Below are 25490 nucleotides of genomic sequence, written 5' to 3' on the forward strand. Positions count from 1 at the left end.
TTATTGAGCAAAATCAACAAGCAAGCAAAAAGCCCCGTAACTTCAATAAGTTGCGGGGCTACAGGACGCCCATCCACCTCGGCATAAGACGTTAAAACAGCGCCGCGTAGTCGTTCAGGTCCCGGGCGATGTATCCCTTGGCGGTAAAATGGGCACGGTCGCCCTGAGTAAGCGTCGGAGAGAAAAGAACCATTTCTTTAGTCCAGTCCTGCATATGCCGATGCTGCCTTGCGGAAATAAAACCCTCGACGTGCCTCTCGAACTCCGCAACCGACGTATTGGTGTGTGCATCGGCCGAACGTTTGCACGACCCGAACCGTACGCGCTTGTTTGTCTCGTCCAGCGCCACCAAGTCAATTTCGATATTGCGGCTGGCGTCCTTGGGACGGTTCCAGTAGCCCAACTGCATACTCGACAGTTCGAAATCGCCCTTGCCCTTACGCGAACACTCTTGCTGCAGCTTGCGAATGAGTTTCTCGAAAGCGAAGCCCTCCAAACCCATTAGTCGCGGCCTGGCCAGCTCCAGCGTTTTCTCGATCGGTTTCATGCGCGCCGCCTCTCGCGCTGGCTTGGCCACCGCCAACCAGGCCTGAAGGAAATTGTCGGCGATGTAGTAACGCGCGTTGCGGCTCTTCTCATCCGAGAAAACAGGATTGAGTTTGGAAATCATCTCGTAGTTTGTGACGAGCTTGCCAAGGTAGGCACTGATTTGCGTTTTCTCCTCCGGCGCGCCAACACCAGCCAGCAACTCGCCGTTGCCGCAGCCTGCATGGTCGGCCAAGAAGGTCAGCATCGAAAGCGAGCGCCCTCGAAGCTCCCGTAGAAACCAAGTGTCAGCTTCTTCCGATAAGGGGCTGGAGCTACGTAGGAACATTCTAGTCAGCAATTCATCGGCGAACTTTTCCGGCCCAACTTGATAGAGGTCCTGCTCGAAAGCATCATGATAAAATTTTGGCACCCCTTCGAAGAACGTCCAGAGCGTGAGCCATTGCGAGGGCGCCAGCACGTCTTGGCTACGAAAGACGTCCAGCAAGTCCTCGAAATCCCAATGGTCCAACTTGATGCGCTGGGTGAGCCGGCCGTAGAGCGGCGCCCCTTTGTCTTCGAGAAGTTGGTTCATGTCGGCGTGCAGAGAGCCCAGAACAAACAAGCCCCCCTGCTTGATGTTTGAGTCGCGCAGCTTGTCGACCTCCGCCTGTAAAAATGAGTTGAAACGCTTCAACGCGGCGCGGGTGAAGTACTGGAACTCGTCGATGACAACAACTAGCCCTGCTCGGCAAAGTTCGCCAATCGCCCGCGCCATGGAAGGAAAATCCACCACCGTTACGCTCAAGCTTCGCGCCAGACCGTGGTCACAATCGGTCAATGCGCGCTGGAAAGTAGTCGCTACGTCGCGCTCGTCCGAGTCAGGGACCTGCATATAAAGCAGGCGCTCGGAGAGAGTGCCATCATCTTTGGCTAGCTGTGACAGCAAGGATGTCTTACCAATCCGACGGCGCCCTTCAATGCGACAAAAGAACCACCGTCCCGCATTTACAATGCGGTTCAGCTCCGAAAGCGGCTCAGTCCGGCCGTAAAATTTCCAATCAGCCATGTTTTCACCATAAGATAATAAAAATTATCTTACACCATATCCGCTTGTAAGCCAGTGATTTCATTGAATTTTTCCGTTCTCGCCCGGAACTGAAATACATGAGGTGTTAACTTAGGGTTCGAACTTTGTCGTTCGCCCTCCCGCTCGGCTTGGCCGGGTTACGATGGTCGATGCCCAGGTGATAGCACCGTTCTACATAAGTAAAAAGCCCGCGCTTCTCTCGAAGAACGGGCCTGATCAACAAAAACCTGACTTAGTACGAATTAGAACGGGATGTCGTCATCCATGTCCGAGAAGTTCGGCGCCGGCTTCGGCGCTGGGCGCGGGGCCGGGGCTTGCTGCTGCGGACGCGGCGGCGGGGCCGGACGGCTAGGCGCCGGGGCATCGTAACCGCCGCCGTCGTCCATGCTGTCGCCACCACCCATGCCTTGGCGGCCACCCAGCATTTGCATCTGCTCGGCGATGATGTCGGTCGCGTATTTCTCGACGCCGTCTTTGTCGGTGTACTTGCGGGTCTGCAGGCGGCCTTCGACGTAGACCGAGGAACCTTTTTTCAGGTACTGGCCGACGATTTCAGCCAGGCGGCCGAAGAAGGAGATGCGGTGCCATTCGGTGAGCTCTTTCTGCTCGCCGGTGTTGCGGTCTTTCGACTTGTACGAGGTCGCCACCGCGATGTTGGCGATCGCGTCACCGCTAGGCATGTAGCGAATTTCCGGATCGCGACCCAGATTGCCGACGATGATGACTTTGTTGACTGATGCCATGTAAAAACTCCTGAATAACGGCGGCCGCCGGAGGCGGGCAGTTTAGTAGACTAAACCGCGATTATATGCCAAGGCTCCCGCTCGGCGACCAAAATTCCTCCGAACCCCCATGCAATTGGCGCAAGGAATTTTATGTTCGAAATGCAACTGAAACACGGAATACTGGTATTATATACAGTATTCATCGTCACCCTCAAGAGCTGCGTCAAATCGGCGCGCATTGCCCTGTCCCGCTGTGGCCGGCCGGGCGCCACGCGCAAGTATTGAAACCCAGCTATAGTGTCAGGTTGACCCGTTTTGGCCCCGTTATCGCTCTTTTTAGCGCGCGCCGGCCTCGCACCACCTCTTGAAAGCAAGGCAAAACATGGAACAAATTCGCATTCGCGGCGCCCGCACGCACAATCTGAAGAACATCAATCTGGATTTGCCTCGCAACAAGCTGATCGTCATCACCGGCCTGTCCGGCTCGGGCAAGTCCTCGCTCGCCTTTGACACCCTGTATGCCGAAGGCCAGCGCCGCTATGTCGAATCCCTGTCCGCCTACGCCCGCCAGTTCCTGCAGTTGATGGAGAAGCCCGACGTCGACCTGATCGAGGGCCTGTCGCCGGCCATTTCCATCGAGCAGAAGGCCACCTCGCACAATCCGCGCTCGACGGTGGGCACCGTCACCGAAATCCACGACTACCTGCGCCTGCTGTACGCCCGCGTCGGCACGCCCTACTGCCCCGACCACCCGGAAAATCCGCTGGCGGCGCAGTCGGTGTCGCAGATGGTCGATGCCGTGCTGGCCATGCCCGAGGGCACCAAGCTGATGATCCTGGCGCCGGTGGTGGCCAACCGCAAGGGCGAGCACGCCGACCTGTTCGAGCAGATGCAGGCGCAGGGCTTCGTGCGCTTCCGTGTGCAGAGCGGCACCCACGAGGCGAAGATCTACGAGGTCGACGACCTGCCCAAGCTGAAGAAGACCGAGAAGCACACCATCGACGTGGTGGTCGACCGGGTCAAGGTCAACGCCGAGATCAAGCAGCGCCTGGCCGAGAGCTTCGAGACGGCGCTGCGCCTGGCCGACGGCCGCGCCGTGGCGCTGGAGATGGACTCGACCAAGGAGCACGTCTACTCCAACAAGTTCGCCTGCAACGCCTGCGGCTATTCGCTGCAGGAGCTGGAGCCGCGCCTGTTCTCGTTCAACAATCCGATGGGCGCCTGCCCCGAGTGCGACGGCCTGGGCCACATCGAGTTCTTCGATCCGAAACGCATCGTCGCCTTCCCCAACCTGTCGCTGGCCTCCGGCGCGGTGAAGGGTTGGGACCGGCGCAACCAGTTCTACTTCCAGATGCTGTCGAACCTGGCGGCCTTCTACGAGTTCGACCTCGACCTGCCCTACGAGCAACTGCCCGCCGCCGCCCAGCAGGTGATCCTGCACGGCTCGGGCAAGCAGCTGATCCCCTTTGCCTACGTCAACGAGCGCGGCCGCACCGTCATCAAGGAGCACACCTTCGAAGGCGTGGTCACCAACCTGTCGCGCCGCTACCGCGAGACGGACTCGATGGCGGTCAAGGAGGAGCTGGCCAAGTTCATCAACGAGAAGCAATGCCCATCCTGCCACGGCGCCCGTCTGCGCGTCGAGGCGCGCTTCGTCAAGGTGGGCACCGGCAAGCAGGAAACGGCCATCTACGAGATCGCCGCCAAGCCGCTGCGCGAAACGCTGAGCTTCTTCGAGCAGCTGAAACTGAAGGGCGCCAAGAAGGAGATCGCCGACCGCGTGGTCAAGGAGATCATCTCGCGCCTGAAGTTCCTCAACAACGTGGGACTGGACTATTTGTCGCTCGACCGTAGCGCCGACACCCTGTCCGGCGGCGAGGCGCAGCGCATCCGCCTGGCCTCGCAGATCGGCTCCGGCCTGACCGGCGTGATGTATGTGCTGGACGAGCCGTCGATCGGCCTGCACCAGCGCGACAACGACCGCCTGATCGAAACGCTGAAGCACCTGCGCGACATCGGCAACAGCGTGCTGGTGGTCGAGCACGACGAGGACGCCATCCGCACCGCCGACTACGTGGTCGACATGGGCAAGGGCGCTGGCGTGCACGGCGGCGACATCATCGCCCAGGGCACGCTGAAGGACATCCTGAAAAGCAAGGAATCGCTGACGGCGCAATACCTGAACGGCACGCTGAAAATCGCCGTGCCGGAGAAGCGCCGCGCCGCCGACCCGGACAAGCAATTGCTGATCACCGGCGCCACCGGCAACAACCTGAAGGGCGTCACCCTGAGCCTGCCGGTCGGCCTGATGACCTGCGTGACCGGCGTGTCCGGCTCGGGCAAGTCCTCGCTGATCAACGACACGCTGTACCCGGCGCTGTCGCGCCACCTGTACGGTTCGCAGACCGAGCCGTCGCCGCACGATTCGATCAGCGGCCTGGAGCATTTCGACAAGGTGATCGCCGTCGACCAGGCGCCGATCGGCCGCACGCCGCGCTCGAACCCGGCCACCTACACCGGCCTGTTCACGCCGATCCGCGACCTGTTCGCCGGCGTGCCGACGGCCAAGGAACGCGGCTACAGCGCCGGCCGCTTCTCGTTCAACGTCAAGGGCGGCCGCTGCGAGGCCTGCCAGGGCGACGGCGTCATCAAGGTGGAGATGCACTTCCTGCCCGACGTCTACGTGCCCTGCGACGTTTGCCACGGCAAGCGCTACAACCGCGAAACGCTGGAGGTCCACTACAAGGGCAAGAACATCACCGAGATCCTCGACATGACGGTCGAAGATGCGCACGAGTTCTTCAAGCCGGTGCCGCTGATCGCGCGCAAGCTGCACACCCTGCTAGACGTCGGCCTGGGCTACATCAAGCTGGGGCAGAGCGCCACCACCTTGTCGGGCGGCGAGGCGCAACGCGTCAAGCTGTCGCTGGAGTTGTCCAAGCGCGACACCGGACGCACCCTGTACATCCTCGACGAGCCGACCACCGGCTTGCACTTCCACGACATCGACCTGCTGCTGAAGGTGATCCACCGCCTGCGCGACCAGGGCAACACCCTGGTCATCATCGAGCACAACCTGGACGTCATCAAGACCGCCGACTGGATCGTCGACCTGGGTCCGGAGGGCGGCGCCGGCGGCGGCCAGATCATCGCCAGCGGCACGCCGGAGGAAGTGGCGGCCAATCCGAAGAGCGTGACCGGCAAGTACCTCGGCCCGCTGCTGGCATAGGCCGCCTGGTAGGGAGCGCCGGCAAGACTTAGGCCGCGCCGGCGCGCTCGTTCCCGGCCTTCAACAGTGGCGTGATGGCCGGGTCGGCCATGCCGGCCGCGAAGTTCGCGCGGTCCTGCGTCATGGTTGCTCTCCTTCCTCGGTAGGTTCCTGAAAATCCGCGTTGCTGTCGGGCAGGGCCCGCAACACGGCGACCAAGTCGCTGCGGTGGACGGCGTAGGCGCCGGCCAACAACAGCAACAACAAGCCCAGCAAGATGTTCATGCTTTCCTCCTTTTTCGCACACGTGTGCGAAATTACTTCAAAAAAAGGCCGCGCGCACAGCGGCACGCGGTCACTGCGGATCGCTCAAACTCTTGTAGCTGCCGATCAAGCGGTTGAAGGCGCGTTGCGTGTGGCGCAGCGCGTTGTCGTCGTGCAGGAAACGGGTGTCGTGCACCAGGCCGATGATCAGGCTGTAGATCTCGTAGACCAGCTGGGCCGGATCGGTGTCGGGGCGCAGCTGGCCCTCGGCCATCGCCTGCTCGATGGTCTTGCGCAGCGAGGCGCGCCATTGCTGGGCGCCGCTTTGCAGGCGGTCGCGCAGCGGGCCGGCCTCGTCGTCGAACTCGAAGGCGCCGGCCGAGTACAGGCAGGCGCTGCGCAGCGCCTCGTCACCGGCGCGGCGCATCCAGTTGGCGATCTGGGCGCTCAGGCGCGGCAGGCCGCGCGGCAGTTGCAGCGTGGGCAGCAGCACCTCGGCGGCGAAGCGGCGGTCGTACTCGTCCAGCACCGCCTCCTGCAAGGCCTCGAGCGAGCCGACGCGGGAAAACACCCCGCTCTTGCTGATGCCGGTGCGCTTGGCCAGCTCGCCCAGCGACAGTTTGCCGATGCCCTCGGCGGCGGCCATGTCCATGGCGGCGGCGACGATGGCGGCGTAGGTGGCTTCGCTCTTGGCGGTCAGGGTATCCATGCGATTCACTTTAGCACACCCGTGCGAAATAGGCGAGAAAAAACGGCGCGTATCGAACGCGCCGTTTTTTATGTGCGAACCGGGCCGCTTACTTGGCCAGGCGCTTGGCCAGCTCTTCCTTGACGGCGATCAGCTCGGCCGGCATGTGGTAGGCCAGCTTGGCGAACAGCTCGTCGTGCAGCTTAAGCTCGTCGCGCCAGGCGTCCTTGTCGATCGAGGTGATGGTCTCGAACTCCTCCGGCGAGAAGGGGATGCCGTCCCAGTTCAGGTCGCCGAAGCGCGGCGTGGTGCCGAACACGTTTTCGACGCCGCCGGCCTTGCCTTCGATGCGTTCCAGCATCCATTTCAGCACGCGCATGTTGTCGCCGAAGCCAGGCCAGACGAAGTGGCCCTGCTCGTCGGTGCGGAACCAGTTGACGCAGTAAATCTTCGGCAGCGCGGCGGCGTTGTTGGCGCCCAGCTTGGCGCCCATGTTCAGCCAGTGCTGGAAGTAGTCGCTCATGTTGTAGCCCATGAACGGCAGCATGGCGAACGGGTCGCGGCGCACCACGCCCATTTGGCCGGCGGCGGCGGCGGTGGTCTCGGAGCCCATGGTCGCGGCCATGTAGACGCCTTCGACCCAGTTGCGCGCCTCGGTCACCAGCGGCACGGTGGTCGAGCGGCGGCCGCCGAAGATGAAGGCCGAGATCGGCACGCCGGCCGGGTCGTCCCAGGCCGAGTCGATCACCGGGTTCTGCGTCGCGGCGACGGTGAAGCGGGCGTTCGGGTGGGCCGCCTTGGTGCCGGAGGCCGGCGTCCAATCCTTGCCCTGCCAGTCGATCAGGTGGTCGGGCGCTTGCTTGCTCAGGCCTTCCCACCAGACGTCGCCGTCGTCGGTCAGCGCGACGTTGGTGAAGATGGTGTTCTCGCGCATGGAGGCCATGCAGTTGAAGTTGGTCTTCTCGTTGGTGCCGGGGGCGACGCCGAAGTAGCCCGCTTCAGGGTTGATGGCGTACAGGCGGCCGTCGGCGCCCGGTTTGATCCAGGCGATGTCGTCGCCGATGGTGGTGACCTTCCAGCCCTTGAAGCTGGCGGGCGGGATCAGCATGGCGAAGTTGGTCTTGCCGCAGGCCGAAGGGAAGGCCGCCGCGACGTAGTGCTTCTTGCCTTCCGGCGATTCGACGCCGAGGATCAACATGTGTTCGGCCAACCAGCCGGCGCCGTCTACCTGGGCGGCCTGGTGGCCCATGTTGGAGGCGATGCGCAGGGCGAAGCACTTCTTGCCCAGCAGGGCGTTGCCGCCGTAACCGGAGCCGAACGACCAGATCTCGCGGGTGTCGGGGAAGTGGACGATGTATTTGGTGCTGTTGCACGGCCAGGCGACGTCCTTCTGGCCGGCGGCCAGCGGCGCGCCGACGCTGTGCACGCAGGGGACGAACTCGCCGTCCGTGCCGAGCACGTCGTAGACGGCGCGGCCCATGCGGGTCATCACGCGCATGTTGACGGCGACGTAGGCGGAGTCGGACAGCTCGACGCCGATGTGGGCGATCGGCGAGCCCAGCGGGCCCATCGAGAACGGCACCACGTACATCGTGCGGCCGACCATGCAGCCGTCGAACAGGCCGTTGAGGGTGCCGCGCATTTCGCTCGGCTCGGTCCAGTTGTTGGTCGGACCGGCCTCTTCCTTGGTTTTCGAGCAGATGAAGGTGCGGTCTTCGACGCGGGCGACGTCGCTCGGGTCGGAGCAGGCCAGGTAGGAGTTCGGCCGTTTTTCCTGGTTCAGCTTCTTCATGGTGCCGGCGGCGACCATTTCGCCGCACAGGCGGTCGTATTCTTCCTGCGAGCCGTCGCACCAGTGGATGCGGTCGGGCTTGGTCAGGGCGGCGATGTCCGCGACCCAATTGATCAGTTTCTGCTGTTTAATGTAAGCTGGGACGTTGAGTGCGGCAACGCCACCCATCACGGGCTGATTCATAGTACCTCCAATGCCAATAAAGAAAATCTTGTCTTGTCCCGGCACGGCAGGATCGTCGTCAGCTTGTGGCTTGCGCTCTGGCGGGCGGCGCGATTGCTCGGCGGCGGCCCCCGGCGGGTACGGCGGTCATGTCGATTGCGCCGGCGATATGGCCGGCGCGCAGCCCAATCATGTGGCCGGGCTGGTGGAACGTATTGCGCGAACCCCATAGCTGAGTTCGAAAATGAGTGGGCGATTGTACACCCGTCAAACTGGCTTTTCTCCAAAAATGTAGGAGAAATAGTCGACTAAAGTAGTAAGCTATTCCATATTCTGAGAAATCCGTTATTAAGCTACGAAATTCACATTAAGATCGGTCAACTACCATGAAAATTGCAATTCTCGACGATTATCAAGATTCTACCCGCGATCTGGATTGCTTCCCGTTGTTGCGCGATCACGAAGTGAAAATCTTCACCAATTCGACCCGTGGACTGGGCCAGCTGGCGATCCGCCTGGCGCCCTTCGAGGCGCTGGTGCTGATCCGCGAGCGCACCGTGCTCAACCGCGCGCTGCTGGCCAAGCTGCCCAATTTGAAGCTCATTTCGCAGACCGGCAAGGTGGCCGGCAACATCGACGTGGCCGCCGCCAGCGAGCTGGGCGTGGCCATCGTCGAGGGCGTCGGCTCGCCCACCGCGCCGGCCGAGCTGACCTGGGCGCTGATCATGGCGGCCACGCGCAAAATCGTCCCCTACGCCAACAACCTGCGGGACGGGCTGTGGCAGACGGCCTCGATCAACCCCGGCCTGAACGGGCTGGGCACGGCGCTCAAGGGCAGGACGCTGGCGATCTGGGGCTACGGCAAGATCGGCCAGATGATCGCCGGCTACGGCCGCGCCTTCGGCATGAACGTGCTGGTGTGGGGCAGCCAGGCCAGCCGCGACGCGGCCGTGGCCGACGGCAACGCGGCGGCGACGACGCGCGAGGCCTTCTTCGAGCAGGCCGACGTGCTCAGCCTGCATTTGCGGCTGAACCCGGCCACCCGTGGCATCGTCAGCGCCGAGGATTTGGCGCGGATGAAGCCGACGGCCCTGTTCGTCAACACCAGCCGCGCCGAGCTGGTGCAGGAGGACGCCTTGGAGCGGGCGCTGCCGCAGGGCCGGCCCGGCTACGCCGCGCTCGACGTGTTCACCTCGGAGCCGCTGGCGGCCGACTCGGCGCTGCTGCGCATGCCGACCGTGCTGGCCACGCCGCACCTGGGCTATGTGGAGAAGGACAGCTACGAGCTGTATTTCCGCCACGCCTTCCAGAACATCGTCGACTTCGCCGCCGGCAGGCACGGCGCCCTGCTCAATCCGGACTACGCCAAGGGCGGCCGGACGCAATAGCCGGCCCGGCCGGCGTCAGCGGATCTCCGGCACGCCGCTCAGGTTGATGGCCGGCGCCGGCATGGCGTGCACCTTGCTCCACAGCCCGCTCCAGCCGGGCGGCCAGGCCAGCGCCGGGCCGCTGTAGGGCGGCAGGCTGGCGCGCACGGCGATCACCGGCACCGGCGGCATCTCCTGCAGCGGCGCGTCGGCCGGGCGCTGCATGTCCAGGCTGTACATATAGCCGGGCAGCAGGGCCGCGCAGACGCCCTCGAACCAGGCGGCGTGGTCCTCGTCGCGGCCGAGCGCGCGCGCCAGGCCCTGCGGGTCGAAGCGGGCCAGGGCGTGGACCAGCTCCTCGGTGGTGGCGGCCGGCGTGTCGCCCCAGCCCATCACCGGGTTGACGTTGTAGTCGGCGCCGGAGCCGTACCAGCCCTCGCGCCAGGGCCGCTGCATCCAGTCGCGCTGGCCGGTGAACAAATGCCAGCGCCAGTGCAGGCCGGACGGCTTGGGCCAGGAATACAGGTAGAGGCGCTGGTAGCCGGCGCGGTGCAACTCGCGCACCATGGCCATCAGGCGGGCGTGCGGCATGCGGTCGGGCGGGGCGCGGCGGAACAGGATGGCCTCGCCGTCGGCGAACTGCACCTCGTCCATCGACAGGTTCAGGTCGAGCGTGCGGGCCTCGCTGCCGAAGCGGGCGGCGATCCAGCCGGTCAGCAGGTTGACCGAGGTGATCACGCCGTAGCCACGGTGGCGGTGGAAGATGACGGTACCGGGAGCGAGCGCTTTCATGGCGGAAATAGGGAGCGGGTCCGACGAACAAAGAAACCAGTGTACTCACAGTTGGCGCAAGTTTCTAGGGCCAATGCAGAGCAAACACAGGGGGTGAGATTGCCCGCGCGCCGACCTTGCCGACTGCACAAGGGGCACGCTTCAGGCTATCATTCGGCCTATTCTCCACCGATCAAAGCACACCACCATGACCTTGCGCATTCTCGCCACCGGCGGCACCTTCGACAAACACTACAACGAACTGAACGGCACGCTCGGCTTCGCCGCCAGCCACCTGCCGGCGGCGCTGGCGCGCTGCCGCCTGACGGTGCAGGTGGAACTGCAGCAGTTGCCGCTGATGGACTCGCTCGACATGGTCGACGCCGACCGCGAGCGCATCCTGGCCGCCTGCCGCGGCGCCGCCGAAAAGGCCGTGGTCATCATCCACGGCACCGACACCATGCCGCAGACGGCCGCCGTGCTGGGCCCGGCCGCGCTGGGCCAGACCATCGTGCTGACCGGCGCCATGATCCCCTACGAGATCGACAACTCGGACGCGCTGTTCAACCTGGGCTTCGCCTGTGGCGTGGCGCAGACCCTGCCGGCCGGCGTCTACGTGGCGATGAACGGCCAGATCTTCGCCTGGGACAATGTGCAGAAGAACCGCGCCGCCGGCGTGTTCCAGCCGCTGTAGGCGGTCGCGCGGCCGCCGCGCTTTACCTCCAAGAATAAAAAATGCCCGCGAATCGCTTCGCGGGCATTTTTTCGTTCCGTCAAGGCGCCGGGGATGCCGGCGAACCCCACAGGCAGGGACCGGGGTCAGACCCAGCGGGTCCGACCCCAGGTTTGCGCCGCTGGGTTTTGCCGGCGTCCCGCTCGCCCGCGACGATCTTTTTCGGGCTATTTGTGGCTGGCCGCCAGCAGGCCGGCCGTGGCGGCCGGCTGCAGGCCGTTCAGGCGCAGCGTCGGATCGCCGCTGCCAGCACCGCCCGGCGCCGCCAGCGGCTGGCCGTTGGCGTCGTACTGCTGCAGCAGGCCGGCCATCTGCGCCGCGCCGGCGGCCAGCTGGCCGCTCGCCGAGACGCCGGCGGCGTCGAGCCGCGGCCGCTGGGCCGAGGCGAACTCGGCGCCGGCGCCGAAGGCCGCCATCGCCTGCACCATGGCGTTGACGCCGCTCACGCCGCTGACCGGGGTGAACGGCAGCGCCGCCAGCTGGGCGCTGCTCAGCGCGTGCACCTGGTCGGCGCTGAGGGCGGCCACCTGGCCGCTCGACAGGACGTGCAGCTGGCCGGTGCTGAGGGCGCTGATCTGGCCGGTGCTCAGGCTGCGCACGTGGCTGGTCGACAGCGCCGCCAGCTGGCTGCTGCCGAGGGCGTTGATGTCGCGCGTTTCGATGGCGGCGACGTCGGCCGTGCTCAGCGCCGCCACCACGGCGGTGCTCAGCGCGCCCACCTGTTGCGACGACAGTGCCACCATCTGGTCGGTGGTGAGCAGGTCGGCGCCGTCGGCGTGGCGGGCCGACAGGGCGGCGATCTGGCGCGTGCTCAGCGCGGCCAGCTGGGCCGTGCCCAGCGCCCACACCTGGCTCGACACCAGCGCGCCGACCGCCTCGGCGGCCAGCGCGGCGGCCTGGCCGGTGCCCAGCGCGGCCAGTTGCCCGGAGCTCAGGGCGGCCGCCTGGCCGGAGCGCAGGCCGGCGATGGCGGCGTTGCTGAGGGCGGCGAAGTCGGCCGTCTCGAACGCGGCGACGATGTCGTTCGACAGCCCGCCGATTTGCAGCGCGCTCAGGACGGCGGCCTGCTGGGTGGTCAGCGAGACGGCCTGGCTGGTGCCCAGGCCGGCCAGCACGAACGGCTTCAGCGCCGCCACCTGGGCCGTGCCGAGGGCGCCGATGCGCGGTCCGGCGGCGCCGTCGCGGTCGCTGCCGAGCACGGCCAGCTGGGCCGAGCCGAGGCTGCCGACGACGTCGACGCTGAGGCCGCCGAGCTGCTCGGCGTTGAGGGCGGCGAGCTCGCGCGAGCCCAGGCCGGCCACTTGGCGGCCGAGCAGGCCGGCGAGCTGGCGCGAGCCCAGCGCGTACAACTGGTCGGCGCCGAGGGCGTGGAGGGTGGCGCTGCCCAGCGCGCCGACCTGGCCGGCCGTCAGGCTGGCGATCTGGCCGGTGCTCAGCGCCGCCATCAGCGCGGTCGACAGCGAGGCCAGCACGACGCCCGACAGCGCCGCCAGGTTGGCCGTGCTCAGGCCGGCGACGACGGCGCTCGACAACACGGCGAACTGCTGGGTGCGCATGGCGCCCAGTTGCTGGGTGGTCAGCGCGGCGAACTGGTCGCTGCCGAGCGCCAGCACCTGGTCGGTGCGCAGCGTGGCGACGGCGATCGGCTTGAGCGCGGCGATGTCGGCGCTGTCGAGCGCGGCCACGGCGGCGGTGCTGAAGGCGGCCAGCTGGCTACCGATCAGCGCGGCCGCCTGGGCGGTGTTGAGGGCGGCGGCCTGGGCGGCACCCAGGCCGGCCAGGCCGGCCACCGTCAGGCGGCTCACCTGGGCGGTGCTCAGCGCGCCGACCTGCTCGGCCAGCAGGGCGGCGATCTGCGCCGAGCCGAGGCTGGTGAAGGCGGCCGAGTTGAGCGCCGGCATGTCGGCGGCGCGGATCGCCTGCAGCTTGTCGGTCGACAGGGCGCCGAACTGGGCGGCGTTGAGCCCGGCCAGTTGCTGGCTGCCGAACAGGCGGAACTGCTCCTGGCTCAGCGCGTTCAGGCCGGCCGTGCTCAACGCGCCGATCTGGCGCTGCGCCAGCGCGGCCAGCTGGGCGTCGCCGAGCGCGGCCAGCTGGGCGGTGCGCATGGCGCCGATGACGCGGGTGTCGAGGGCGGCCAGGTCGGCCGTCTCGAGCGCCGCCAGGGCGCCGGCCGACAGCGCGTTGAACTGCTGGCTGGTCAGCGCCGAGGCCTGGTAGGTGGTCAGCGCGGCCAGCTGCTGCGGGTTCAGTGCGGCAACCTGGTCGGTGCGCAGGTTCATCACCGCGCCGCGCTGCAGGGCGGCGATGTCGGCCACGTCGAGCGCGGCGATGGCGGCGCTCGACAGCGCCATCACCTGCGGCGCGCTGAGCGCGGCGACCTGGCTGCTGGTCATGGCGGCGGCCTGCTCGGCGCTCAGGCCTCGCAGGGCGGCGCTGCGCAGCGCGGCGATCTGGCCGGTGGTGAGCAGGCCGAACTGGCTGTGGCCGGGCTGGCTGGGGTCGTTGCCGAGCGCGGCCACCTGGGCCGAGCCGAGGCCGGCGATGGCGGCGGTGCGCAGCGCCACCAGGCTGGCCGTGCTCAGGGCGCCGATCGCGGCCGGCGACAGGCTGGCCAGCTGGCGCGAGGTCAGCGCGCCCAGCTGGGCGGCGGTGAGGGCACGGAACTGGCTGTCGCTCAGGGCGTGCAGGGCGGCGGTGCTGAGGGCGGCGATCTGGCGCGTGGCCAGGTGGGCGATCTGCTCGCCGCTCAGGGCGCGCAGCTGGGTGCTCGACAGGCCGGCGATGGCGCTGTTGTTGAGCGCGGCCAGGTCGGCCAGCTCGATCGCCGCGAAGGCGCCGCTCGACAGGGCGTTGACTTGGCGGCTGCCCAGCGCGGCGGCCTGCGCGGTGGTCAGGGCGGCCACCTGCTCGCCGCTCAGCGCGCCGAGCTGGCGCGTGCTCAGGCCGGCCAGGGTGGCCACGCGCAGCGCGGCGAAGTCGGCCGTCTCGAGGGCGGCCACGCCGGCCAGCGACAGCGCCGCCAACTGGGTGGCGTTCAGCGCCGAGGCCTGTTTGGTGGTCAGCGCGGCGACCTGCTCGCCGCTCAGGCCGGCCAGCATGGCCGGCTTGATCGCGGCGAACTGGGCGGTGGTGAGGGCGGCCAGGCCGGCGCTGCCCAGACCCGGCAGCTGGTTCGAGCTCAAGCTGCCGATCAAGGCCGGCTTGAGCGCGGCCAGGGTGGCCGGATCGAGCGCGGCCAGGGCGGCGCTGCCCAGCGCGGCCAGCTGGCGCGGCTGCAGCGCGGCCAGGTGGGCGGTGCTCAGGGTGTGCAACTGGCGGGTGCTGAGCGAGGCGATCTGCGCCGTGCTCAGCGCGGCGAAAACGGCGCCGCTCAGCGCGCGCAGGCCGTCGCTGTCGAGCGCCACCAGGGCGGCGGTGGACAGGCCGGGCAGCTGGCGCGGCTGCAGCGCGCGCAGCTGGGCGCTGCCCAGCGCCTGCAGCTGGGCGGCCGAGAGGGCGGCCAGCTGGCGCACGGTGAGGCCGCCGATGTCGCGCGTTTCGATGGCGGCCAGGTCGGCGCCGCCGAGCGCGGCGATCAGCGCGGTGCTGAAGGCGCCGATCTGGCCGGCGTTGAAGGCCACCATCTGTGCGGTGGTAAACAGCTCGCCACTGCCGAGCCGGGCCGGGGTCAGCGCGCCGATCTGGCGCACGTTGAGGGCGCCGATCTGCCGTGTGCTGAAGGCCTGCAGCTGGCTCGCGCTCAGGCCGGCGATGACGCCGGTGCCCAGCGCGGTCAGGTCGGCCGGCTCGAAGCCGGCGATGGCCTCGAGCGACAGGGCGGCGATGTTGTTGCCGCGCAGGACGGCGGCCTGGCCCGGCGTCAGCGCGGCGATCTGGCGGCTGCCCAGGCCGGCGACGAAGGGCGCCAGGGTGCTGGCGCCGGCCAGGGTCAGCGGCTTGAGCGCGGCGATGCTGGCCGGCTCGAGGGCGGCGATGCTGGCCGGCGCCAGGGCGCCCAGCTGGGCCGAGGTGAGCACCGCGGCCTGCTTGCTGGTCAGCGCGGCGGCCAGGCTGGCCGGCAGCGCGGCGAAGTCGGCGGCGGTCAGCGCGGCGATCTGCTTGGTGCCGAGGGCCGCGAACTGGGCCGGCGTCATGTTGCTGTCGATGCTCATGGGCAATTCCTTATTGTTCAATATTGAGAAAACTGTATCAGAAAAATTTCGGTTTTACCGATAAGCAACTAAATTTAGAATGTAAAAAATGTAAAAATATATTTATGCCAATACTAACAGCGAAATTTCCCGACAAATGCGCGAATTAACACGAAAAGACCCGCCAGTTCGACGGGTCCCGAGGTGGGGCATGCCGGGGATGCCGGCCTGAGCGGGGGGAGGCGGCAAGCGCGCCGCCCCCGCCGTGGACGGGTGTCCCGGGTCGCCGCTTGTTTGACTCGGGACACTGGCAGCGACTAGCGCGGCGGCAGCGCCAGCAGGCCGGCCGAGGCCGTGGCCCGCGCGCCGGGCGGCTCGCTGCCGGTCGGCGCGGCGGCCAGCAGGGCCGCACCGGCCAAGCTGCGGCCGCGGGCGTCGAACTGGGCCAGCTGGCCGGCCAGCAGGGCCGTGGCGGCCGGCGCCGGGTCCGTCAGCGCCAGCGCGGCGGCGGCCGCCACGGCCGGCGCGGCGTCCCGGCCGAAGGCGGCCAGCTGCTGGACCAGGCCGCCGACCCGGCCGCTCAGCACGCTGCCCGGCTGGGCCAGCCAAACGTCGGCCAGCTCGCGCTGCGCGCCGTCGGCCCTTGTGTAGCTGGCGCGCAGGGCCACCACGTTGCCCTGCTCCACCGTCGGCGCCAGGCGGGCGTCCAGGTTCAGGCGGACGATGCCCAGCGCGTCCAGGCCGGCCAGCTCGGCGGCCTGGCTGACGCCGTCGGCGTTGCCGTCGACCCAGACGCGCAACTGGCCGAAGGCGCGGTCGGCGGCGTCGATGGCGCCGTCGCCGTTGCTGTCGAGCTCGGCCAGGGCGGCGAAGCCCTGCTCGGCGCGGCCGCCGCCGGCCAGCGCGGTGGCCGAGCCGAACAGCTCGGCGCCGTCGTTGATGCGGCCGTCGCCGTTGCGGTCCAGCGCCAGCAGGCCGTCGCCGCCGCCGATCCAGCCGGTGGCGCCGGCGTGGCCGTCGGCGGCCAGGTCGAAGCGCACGCCGGCGTCCAGGCCGAGGGTGCGCAGGCCGTCGCCGTCGAGGTCCAGCGCCAGCGGCGTCAGGTTGCCCAGCGCGGCGATCTGCGCCGTGCTGAGCGCCTGCACCTGGGTGCTCGACCAGGCGGCGAACTGGGCGCTGTTGAGGGCGGCGATCTGGCCGGTGCTCAGCGCGCGCACCTGGGCGGTCGACAGCGCCGCCATCTGCAGCTTGTTGAGGCCGACGATGTCGCGCGTTTCGATCGCCGCCAGTTCGCTGGTGCTGAAGGCCTTGAGCATCGCCACGCTGAGCGCGCCGACCTGTCTGGCCGACAGCGCGGCGATCTGCGCGCTGCTCAGCAGGTCGGCGCCGGGCGGATGGCTGGTGCCCAGCGCGGCCACCTGGCGGGTGGCCAGCGCGGCGATCTGCTCGCTGCCCAGCGCCGCCAGTTGCGGCGCGCTGAGCGCGGCGATGACGGCGGTGCCGAGCGCGGCCAGGTCGGCCGCCTCGATGGCGCCGAACACGGCCGCCGACAGCTGGCCGATGCGGCTGGCGCCGAAGGCGGCGGCCTGCTGCGGCGTCAGGGCGACCAGCTGGGCGCTGCCCAGGCCGGCGACGAAGGCGGCCGAACGGCTCAGGCCGGCGATGGCGGAGCTCGACAGCGCGGCGATCTGCGCCGTGGCCAGCGCCGCCACCTGGGCCGTGTTCAGGCCCGACAGCGCGGCCGTGCTCAAGGCGGCCAGGCCGGCGCCGCCCAGGCCGGCCAGCGCGGCGGTGCCGAGCGCGGCGATGGCGCGCGAGCCGAGCGCCGCCGCCTGCGCGGTCGACAGCGCGGCCAGCTGGGCGCTGCCCAGCGCGGCGAAGAAGGTCGGGGCCAGCGCGGCCACGCCGTTCAGCGCGCCCGGCTTGAGGGCGGCGACGGCGGCGGCCGACAGCGCCGCCACGTTGGCGCTGCCCAGGCCGGCCAACTGGACGCTGCTCAGCGCGGCCAGCTGGGCGCTGCCCAGCGCCGCGCTCTGCGCGCTGCTGAGGGCGGCGATCTGGGCGCTGCGCAGGCCGGCGACGGCGGCCGTGCGCAGCGCCGCCAGCTCGTCGGGGCGCAGCACGGCGATCTGGCCGCTGGACAGGGCGGCGATCTGCGCGCTGCCCAGGGCGGCGAACTGGTCGCTGCCCAGCGCGGCCAGCTGGGCGGTGGCCAGGCCGGCCACGGCGGCGCTGCGCAGCGCCGCGATCTGGCCGTTGGACAGCGCGTTCAGCGAGGCGCCCAGCGCGGCCAGCTGCGCGCCGCTCAGGCTGGCGATGACGCTGGTGCGCAGCGCGCCCAGCGTGGCGGTGGCCAGCACGCCGAGGTCGGCGCTGGCCAGGCTGGCGAACTGGCGCGAGCTGAGCGCGCCGATCTGCTCCGGCGTGAAGGCGATGAATTGCGCGGTGCCCAGCGCGGCCAGGCCGGCGCTGCCCAGCGCGGCCACCTGGCGCGTGCTCAGGCTGGCCAGCTGGGCGGTGCTGAGCCGGGCCACCACGGCGCCCGGCAGGGCGGCGATCACCGCCGTGCTCAGGGCGGCCAGCGCGGCGGTCGGCAGCGCCGCCAGGGTGGCGCTGCTCAGCACGGAGATCTGGCGCGTGCCCAGCGCGGCCAGCTGGGCCGTGCCCAGGCCGGCCACCTGCAGACTGGTCAGCGCCGCCACCTGCTCGCTGCGCAGGCCGGCCAGGGTGCTCGGCCGCAGCGCCGCCAGGTCGGCCGTCTCCAGCGCGGCGATCGCCTCGTTGGAGAAGGCGGCCAGCTGGCGGCTGCCCAGCGCCGCCGCCTGGGCCGGCGACAGGCTGGCCACCTCGGCGGTGGTCAGGCCGGCCAGGGCGCCGCTGCGCAGCGCGGCGATCTGCGCCGTGCCCAGGGCGGCGAACTGCGCCGTGCCCAGCGCGGCCAGTTGGAGCGAGTTGAGCGCGGCGATGGCGCCGGTGCGCAGCGCGACGATCTGCGCGCTGCCGATGGCGGCCAGGTCCTCGGCCGCCAGCCAGACGACCTGTTTGGCGCCGAGCGCGGCCAGCTGCGCCGCGCTCAGCGCGGCCACCTGGGCGCTGCCCAGCGCCTGCAGCGCGGCGCTGCCCAGCGCGGCGATCTGGCGCGTCGCCAGGCCGGCCAGCTGGGCCGTGCCCAGGCCGGCGATGACGGCGGCCGGCAGGGCGGCGACCACCGCCGTGCTCAGCGCCGCCAGGTCGGCGGCCGGCAGGGCGGCCAGCGTGGCGCTGGCCAGCGCCGCCATTTGCGCGCTGCCGAAGACGGCGAACTGGGCCGGGCTGAGGGCGACGATCTGGGCGCTGCCCAGGGCCGCCACCTGCTCGCTGCGCAGGCCGCGGATGGCGCCGCTCGACAGCGCGGCCAGGTCGGCCGTCTCCAGCGCGGCGATGGCCGCGGTCGACAAGGCGCGCAGCTGGGCGCTGCGCAGCGCGGCGCTCTGCTCGACCGTCAGCGCCGCCACCTGGGCGGTGCTCAAGGCGGCCAGCGCGGTGCTGCGCAGCGCCGCCACCTGGGCCGTGCCGAGGGCGGCGAACTGGCCGGTGGCGTCGAGCGCGGCCACCTGCGCCGCGCTGAGCACGGCGATGGCGGCGCTGCGTAGGGCGCCGATGTTGTCGGCGCTGACGACGGCCAGGTCCCCGGCGTCGATGCCGACGATCTGGCGCGAGCCGAGCGCGCCCAGCTGTTCATAGCTGAGCGCGGCGAACTGGGCGCTGCCCAGCGCGCGCACGCCGGCGCTGCTCAGGGCGGCGACCTGGCGCGTGCTCAGGCTGGCGATCTGCGCCGCGCTGAGGCGGGCGATCACCTCGCCGGGCAGGATGGCGATGGCGGACGGGCTGAGCGCGGCCAGGTAGGCGGTCGGCAGCGCGCTGATCAGGCCGCCCGCCAGGGCGCCGATCTGGCTGCTGCTCATCGAGGCCAGCTCGGCCGTGGTGAGGGCGCCGACCTGGGCGCTGTCCAGCGCCGCCACCTGGGCGGTGCTCAGGCCGCGCAGGGCGGCGGTGCGCAGCGCCGCCACGTCTGCCGGGTCGAGCGCGGCGATGGCGGCGGTCGACAGGGCGCGCAGCTGGGCGCTGTTGAGGGCGTGCACCTGGGCCGTGCCGAGCGCGCGCGCCTGGCTGGCGCCCAGGCCGGCCAGGGCGGCGCTGCGCAGGAAGCTGATCTGGCCGGTGCTCAGCGCGACGATCTGCACCTCGCTGAGCGCGGCCAGCTGGCTCGAGTTCAAGCCGCCCAGCGCGACCGGGCGCAGCGCGCCGATGGCGTCGCTGCCGAGCACGCCGAGGTCGGCGTTCGACAGCGCCGCCAGCTGGCGCGAACTGAGCACGCGCAGCTGGCCGGAGCCCAGCGCGGCGAACTGCGCCGGGCTCAGCGCGCCCAGCGCGGCGCTGCCCAGCGCCGCCACCTGCTGCGTCGCCAGGCTGGCCACCTGCTGCGTGCTCAGCTGGGCCAGCACCGCCGTCGGCAGCGCCGCGAAGGTGGCCGGTTTGAGCGCGGCCAGCGCGGCGGTCGGCAGCGCGGCCAGGCTGGCGCTGGCCAGCACGGCGATCTGCCGGCTGCCCATCGCGCTCAGCTGGGCGGTGCTCAGCGCCGCCACCTGGGCGCTGCTCAGCGCCGCCGCCTGGGCGCTGCGCAGGCCGGCGATGGCCGCCGTGCGCAGCGCCGCCAGGTCGGCCGTCTCGAGGGCGGCGATGGCCTCGACCGACAGGCCGGCCAGCTGGGCGCTGCCCAGCAGCGCCGCCTGGGCGGTGCTCAGGCCGACGATCTGCGCCGTCGTCAAGCCGGCCAGGGCGGCGCTGCGCAGGGCGCGGATCTGCGCCGTGCCCAGGTTGGCGAAGGGGTTGTTGCCACCGCCGCCGAGCTGGGCCAGCTGGGCCGAGCTGAGCGCGGCGATGGCGCCGGTGCGCAGCGCGCCGATGTTGTCGACGTCGATGGCGGCGATGCCGCGCGTCATCAGCGCGACCAGTTGCGCGCTGCTCAGCGCGGCCAGCTGGGCGCTGCCCAGGGCGTGGATCTGTGCCGTCGCCAGCACGGCCAGCTGCGCCGTGGCCAGGCCGCCGATGGCGCGCGAGCTCAGCGCGCGCATGCCCTCGTTGCCCAGCGCGGCCAGCTGGCCGGCCGACAGCACGGCCAGCTGGCGGCTGCCGAGGGCGCCCACCTGGGCGGCGCTGAGGGCCTCGATCTGGTCGAGCCGCAGCGCGGCCAGCTGGGCGCTGCCCAGCGCGGCGACATCCTGGCTGTCGAGCGCGGCGATGGCGCGCGTGCCCAGCGCGGCGAGCTGGCCGGCGACCAGCGCGGCCACCTGTTTGGAGCCGAAGCCGGCGATCTGCTGGGTGCCCAGCGCGGCCAGTTGCTCGTTCGTCAGGCGCGCCACGGCGGCCGGGTTGAGGGCGGCGAAATCGGCGGCGTCGAAGGCGGCCAGCGCCTGGGGGCTGAGGGCGGCGATGTGGCGCGAACTCAGTGCGGCGGCCTGGGCCGTCGTCAGCTGGGCCACCTGGGCGGCGCCCAGTCCGGCGACGAAGTTGGCGCCCAGCGTGGCGGCGCCGAACACGGCGGCGCGCAGGGCGGCCAGGTTGGCCGGCGGCAGCGCCGCGACGGCGGCGGCGGCTAGCCCCGCCAGTTGCGGCCCGGACAGCGCGGCGGCCTGCGCCACCGTCATCGCGGCGGCCTGGGCGGCGGTGACCTCGGCCATCTCCGCGAGAGACAGCGCAGCGATGAGTTTGGTGCTCAAGGCGGCGAACTGGGCGGGGGTGAGACCGGTGACTGAGGTCATGGTAGTTCCTTATTTGATAACTTCCCACTATACCAGAACGGCCGGGAATTTCCACAAGGAAACATGAAATATTGCAAGAATAACCAACACCCCCCGCCCGAGGCCCCGCTTCGCCGGTGAAAAGACGGCGCGCGCCGGCCGCTGCGCCGCGCGCCGGCAAAAAAAATGCCGCCCTGCATTGAAGCGGGCGGCATCGTCGGGCTCGGCGGCGGGCGCCGGGCCGGGTCAGGCCTTGGCTTCGCCGCCCAGCGCCTCGACCACGTCGGCCATCAGCTTGCTCAGCTCGCCGGTCATCAGCATCATGTCGCCGTCGAAACGCTCGTCGTCGTTCTTGGTGCTCGATTCCTTCTCGCTGATCACGTCGAGCGGCTTGATGCCCTTGATCGCCAGCGACTCGGTCAGCACGAAGGAGATCTTGCCGTCCCAGGTCATGGCCAGGCGGGTGCACTGCTTGCCGGCGGCGATGTGGCGGCGCACCTCCTCCGGTTCCAGCGTGTGGCGCACATAGCGCACCGCCGCCTTGCTCTCGCCGGTGGCGCGCAGCTCGGTGTCCATGTCGACCGTGAAGCCGGCCGGCGACTCGTCGGCCTGCAGCCATTCGGTCATCACGCCGACCGGCGAGCGCTGCACGCGCAGGCTCTCCAGCGGCAACTTGTCGACCGCCTTGAGCAGCAGCTTGATGACCTCGTCGGCCTTGGCCGGGCTGGCCGCGTCGACCACCAGCCAGCCGTTGACCGGGTCGATCCAGGTCCAGACGTTGCTGCGGATCGAGAAGGCGCGCGGCAGCAACTCGTCGGCGACGCGCTCCTTGAGCTCCTTCATCGCCTTCTTGCCGGGGGCGAAGCCTTGCGCCTCCTCCATGTCGGCGGCGCGCGCCTTGGCGACCTGGTTGATCACCGTGGCCGGCAGCAGCTTCTTCTCGGTGCCGAGCAGGATCAGCATCTGTTTGTTGACCACGTGCACCAGCGTGCCGTTGCCGCGCGGCGAATCCCAGCCCTGGCGCAGCAATTCATTGCTGCTGGCAGGCACGAAGGAATGGGGAGCGAGCGCCGCTTCCAGTTGTTCCGGGGTGTACGCCCAGGGGGCGGGCAGGCGGTAGATCTGCAGATTCTTGAACCACATAGTTGTTTTTGCCTTGTTTTTCAGTGTTGCCAGGGAACGGTATTTTACACGTTGGCGCGGCCGGACAGGCGCTTTGCCGTGCTCCGGCCGCGCCGCGCGGGCCGCGCCCCGGGGGTGGGTGGGGGATGGCTAGGGGGCCGCCCGCGGCGGCGTCACGGGAACAATTCGCCCTGGCTGCGGCCCTGCCCGGCCGCCGCCGGGGCGCCGGGCGGCTCGAGCGTGCTGGCGCGCACGCCGAGCAGGCGCAGGCGCCGTTGCAGCGGCACCCGTTTGAGGCACTCGCGCGCCGCCTGCAGGATCGCCGCCGGCTCGGCCACCGCCCGCGGCAGGGTGACGTTGCGGCTGACGATCTGGAAATCGTCGAAGCGCAGCTTGATGCCGATGGTGCGGCTGACATAGGACTTGCGCCGCAAATCCTCGGCCAGGCGCTCGCACAGCGCCGTCAAAATGCCCGACAACGCGGCGCGGTCCTGGCGCGCGTGCAGGTCGCGCTCGAAGGTGGTCTCGCGGCTGATCGACTTGCTCTCCGTGCTGGTCGAGATGGCGCGCTGGTCCAGGCCGCGCGCGGCCTCGGCCAGCCAGCCGGCGTAGTTGGCGCCGAAGTGCTCCTGCAGCAGGCCGGCGTCGGCCGCCGCCAGCTGGCCGATGGTGGCGATGCCCAGCGCCGCCAGCTTCTCGCTCGCCTTCGGGCCGACGCCGTTGATCTTGCGCACCGCCAGCGGCCAGATGCGCGCCGGCACCTCGTCGAGCGACAGCATGGTCAGCCCGTCCGGCTTGTCCAGGTCGGAGCAGATCTTCGACAGCAGCTTGTTCGGCGTCACGCCGATCGAGCAGCTCAAGCCGGTGGCGGCGCGCACCGCCTGCTTGATGCGGCCGGCCAGCTCGAAGGTCTCGCCGGCCACCTCCGTCAGGTCGATGTAGATCTCGTCGATGCCGCGGTCCTCGATGGCCGGGGCGATCGCCGCCACGGCCGCCTTGAACAGGCGCGAGTAGTGGCGGTAGGCGTCGAAGTTGACCGGCAGCAGCACCGCGTCCGGCGCCAGCTTGGCCGCCTTCATCATCCCCATCGCCGAGCCGACGCCCAGCGCGCGCGCCTCGTAGGTGGCGGTGGTGATGACGCCGCGGCCGACGTAGTCGCGCAGGCGGGCGAAGCGGCGCGTGCCGTCGGCCTGCACCTGCGGCTGGTGTTCGCGGCCGCCGCCGATCACCACCGCCTGGCCGCGCAGCTCGGGGTATTGCAGCAGCTCGACGGAGGCGTAGAAGGCGTCCATGTCGAGGTGGGCGATGCGGCGTGCTGGCGCAAACTGGCTGGTCATGGGCGGCCCGTTCCGGTCGGGAAGAATACTGTGAATACATACAGTATCGCCGCAAATTGCCGGGCGTGCAAGTCCGCCGCGGCCGGCCCGGTATGGCGCATACGCAACACTATCGCCGCGCCGGGGCGGCGCCGCGACAATCACCCACCGCGTCCGCGCGGGACAGCGGTAGTATCTGTAGAGCAAGTTTCCCTCCACCACCCTCGTCCCAAGGACCACCATGCAATTGTCCAATCTAAACATCGGCGTCCGCCTGGCCATCGGCTTCGGCCTGGCCATCGCCGTCATGCTGTTGATGTCGCTGGTCGGCATCGACCGGGTCAACCGCGCCAGCGCCATGACGGCGCAGATCGTCGACGACCGCTATGTCAAGGTGCAGCTGGTCAACGAAATGCGCAGCTACGCCAACCGGGGCGCGCAAAGCGTGCGCAACGCCATGCTGGCGGCCGAGCCGGAGCAGGCCAAGGCCTTCGTCGCCGCGCTGGCCGAGTCCGACCGGGTCGGCAACGAGGCGGCCGCCAAGATGGAGAAGATGCTCGCCTCGGCCGACGGCCGGGCGCTGTTCCGCGCCCAGGGCGAGGCCTACGTGCAGTACGCCGAGCAGCGCGGCGCCGCCCTCAAGCTGCTCGAGGCGGGCGAGCGCGACAACGCCGTCCAGTTCCTCTTCAAGCAGGTGATCCCGCTGCAGACCGCCTATTTCGTGCGCCTCGACGCCATGCTCAAACACCTGGCCGGGCAAATGGCCGACAACGGCGCCGCCGCCGCCAGCGCGGCCCGCGCCGCCACCGCCCTGCTGCTCGGCCTGCTGGTGCTGGCCACCGTGCTGTCGGCCGGCGCCGGCTTCATCATCACCCGCTCGGTCACCGGGCCGATCAAGCAGGCGGTCCTGCTGGCCGAGACCGTCGCCAAGGGCGACCTGACGGCGCGCATCGAGGTCAACCGCACCGACGAGGCCGGCCGCCTGCTGCACGCGCTCAAGGACATGGTCGGCAGCCTGACCGGCACCGTCGGCGCGGTGCGCGGCAGCACCGACACCATCGCCACCGCCTCGGCGCAGATCGCCGCCGGCAACCTCGACCTGTCGCAGCGCACCGAGCAGCAGGCCGCCAGTCTGGAGGAGACCGCCTCCTCGATGGAGCAGTTGACCTCGACCGTCAAGCAGAACGCCGACAACGCGCGCCAGGCCAACCAGCTGGTGGTCTCGGCCGCCGAGCACGCCGACCAGGGCGGCCAGGTGGTCGGCCAGGTGGTCGCCACCATGGGCTCGATCAAGGACAGCTCGCGCAAGATCGTCGACATCATCGGCGTCATCGACGGCATCGCCTTCCAGACGAATATTCTGGCGCTCAACGCGGCCGTCGAGGCGGCCCGCGCCGGCGAACAGGGCCGTGGCTTCGCCGTGGTCGCCTCCGAGGTGCGCAACCTGGCGCAGCGCTCGGCCGGCGCGGCCAAGGAGATCAAGGAGTTGATCGGCGACTCGGTCGGCAAGGTCGACGCCGGCAGCGCCCTGGTCGACGCCGCCGGCGCGACCATGGCGCAGATCGTCGCCTCGGTGCGCCAGGTGGCCGACATCATGGGCGAGATCACCGCCGCCAGCATCGAGCAGAGTTCCGGCATCGAGCAGGTCAACCTGGCGATCACGGCGATGGACAGCGCGACCCAGCAGAACGCCGCCCTGGTCGAGCAGGCGGCGGCCGCCGCCGCCAGCATGCAGGAGCAGGCGGTGCGGCTGTCGCAGGCGGTCAGCGTGTTCCGCCTGGACGGCCACGGCCCGTACTGAGGCCGGGGCCGGG

At 69.5% G+C, this 25490-nt stretch carries 14 protein-coding genes; 4 read left to right on the forward strand and 10 right to left on the reverse strand.

What is annotated here, in order from left to right:
* Positions 1 to 91 precede the first annotated feature (91 nt).
* Positions 92 to 1594 (reverse strand): ATP-binding protein, encoded by a 1503-nt coding sequence (locus tag BM252_RS26080; protein WP_093390594.1) that lies wholly within the window; start codon positions 1592 to 1594, stop codon positions 92 to 94.
* A gap of 263 nt (positions 1595 to 1857) precedes the next feature.
* On the reverse strand, positions 1858 to 2358 hold the full coding sequence (gene ssb, locus BM252_RS26085) for a single-stranded DNA-binding protein (protein WP_093390595.1): 501 nt from the start codon (positions 2356 to 2358) through the stop codon (positions 1858 to 1860).
* A gap of 364 nt (positions 2359 to 2722) precedes the next feature.
* On the opposite strand from ssb, the gene uvrA reads away from it, so the two are divergent.
* Positions 2723 to 5569, forward strand: a complete 2847-nt coding sequence (gene uvrA / locus BM252_RS26090; RefSeq protein ID WP_093390596.1) for an excinuclease ABC subunit UvrA — start codon at positions 2723 to 2725, stop codon at positions 5567 to 5569.
* Positions 5570 to 5689: 120 nt separating this feature from the next.
* On the opposite strand, the gene BM252_RS31245 is transcribed toward uvrA, so the two are convergent.
* The 3 genes from BM252_RS31245 to BM252_RS26100 all read right to left on the reverse strand — a co-directional run bounded on the left by BM252_RS31245 (position 5690) and on the right by BM252_RS26100 (position 8475).
* Complete coding sequence (locus tag BM252_RS31245; protein WP_174900691.1) at positions 5690 to 5833, reverse strand: hypothetical protein; 144 nt, start codon at positions 5831 to 5833, stop codon at positions 5690 to 5692.
* A gap of 70 nt (positions 5834 to 5903) precedes the next feature.
* The gene (locus tag BM252_RS26095; RefSeq protein ID WP_093390597.1) at positions 5904 to 6521 is read right to left on the reverse strand and encodes a TetR/AcrR family transcriptional regulator; all 618 of its coding nucleotides are present in this window, start codon (positions 6519 to 6521) and stop codon (positions 5904 to 5906) included.
* Positions 6522 to 6609: 88 nt separating this feature from the next.
* Complete coding sequence (locus BM252_RS26100) at positions 6610 to 8475, reverse strand: phosphoenolpyruvate carboxykinase (GTP) (protein ID WP_093390598.1); 1866 nt, start codon at positions 8473 to 8475, stop codon at positions 6610 to 6612.
* A 365-nt stretch (positions 8476 to 8840) separates the two neighbouring features.
* Here BM252_RS26100 and BM252_RS26105 point away from each other — a divergent pair, with 365 nt between their 5' ends.
* Positions 8841 to 9842: a D-2-hydroxyacid dehydrogenase family protein gene (locus BM252_RS26105; protein WP_093390599.1), complete on the forward strand. Its 1002-nt coding sequence runs from the start codon at positions 8841 to 8843 to the stop codon at positions 9840 to 9842.
* A gap of 15 nt (positions 9843 to 9857) precedes the next feature.
* Here the strand turns inward: BM252_RS26105 and BM252_RS26110 are convergent, their stop codons facing one another.
* A complete protein-coding gene (locus tag BM252_RS26110; RefSeq protein ID WP_093390600.1) occupies positions 9858 to 10613 on the reverse strand; it encodes an L-asparaginase in 756 nt (251 codons plus the stop codon).
* Between the two features lie 187 nt (positions 10614 to 10800).
* Here BM252_RS26110 and BM252_RS26115 point away from each other — a divergent pair, with 187 nt between their 5' ends.
* A complete protein-coding gene (locus BM252_RS26115; protein ID WP_093390601.1) occupies positions 10801 to 11286 on the forward strand; it encodes an asparaginase domain-containing protein in 486 nt (161 codons plus the stop codon).
* Between the two features lie 206 nt (positions 11287 to 11492).
* Here the strand turns inward: BM252_RS26115 and BM252_RS26120 are convergent, their stop codons facing one another.
* The 4 genes from BM252_RS26120 to dinB form a co-directional block, all read right to left on the reverse strand.
* Positions 11493 to 15479 carry a hypothetical protein gene (locus BM252_RS26120; RefSeq protein WP_093390602.1) on the reverse strand — a complete coding sequence of 1329 codons (3987 nt, stop codon included), beginning with the start codon at positions 15477 to 15479 and terminating at the stop codon, positions 11493 to 11495.
* A gap of 296 nt (positions 15480 to 15775) precedes the next feature.
* A complete protein-coding gene (locus tag BM252_RS31250; protein WP_174900692.1) occupies positions 15776 to 21259 on the reverse strand; it encodes a beta strand repeat-containing protein in 5484 nt (1827 codons plus the stop codon).
* 225 nt (positions 21260 to 21484) lie between these two features.
* Positions 21485 to 22381 carry a recombination-associated protein RdgC gene (locus tag BM252_RS26130; protein WP_093390604.1) on the reverse strand — a complete coding sequence of 299 codons (897 nt, stop codon included), beginning with the start codon at positions 22379 to 22381 and terminating at the stop codon, positions 21485 to 21487.
* Between the two features lie 152 nt (positions 22382 to 22533).
* A complete protein-coding gene (gene dinB / locus BM252_RS26135) occupies positions 22534 to 23697 on the reverse strand; it encodes a DNA polymerase IV (protein WP_093390605.1) in 1164 nt (387 codons plus the stop codon).
* A gap of 220 nt (positions 23698 to 23917) precedes the next feature.
* Here dinB and BM252_RS32060 point away from each other — a divergent pair, with 220 nt between their 5' ends.
* Positions 23918 to 25477 carry a methyl-accepting chemotaxis protein gene (locus tag BM252_RS32060; protein ID WP_093390606.1) on the forward strand — a complete coding sequence of 520 codons (1560 nt, stop codon included), beginning with the start codon at positions 23918 to 23920 and terminating at the stop codon, positions 25475 to 25477.
* The last annotated feature ends 13 nt before the right edge of the window (positions 25478 to 25490 follow it).

It is taken from the genome of Rugamonas rubra (assembly GCF_900114705.1).
GTDB lineage: Bacteria > Pseudomonadota > Gammaproteobacteria > Burkholderiales > Burkholderiaceae_D > Rugamonas > Rugamonas rubra.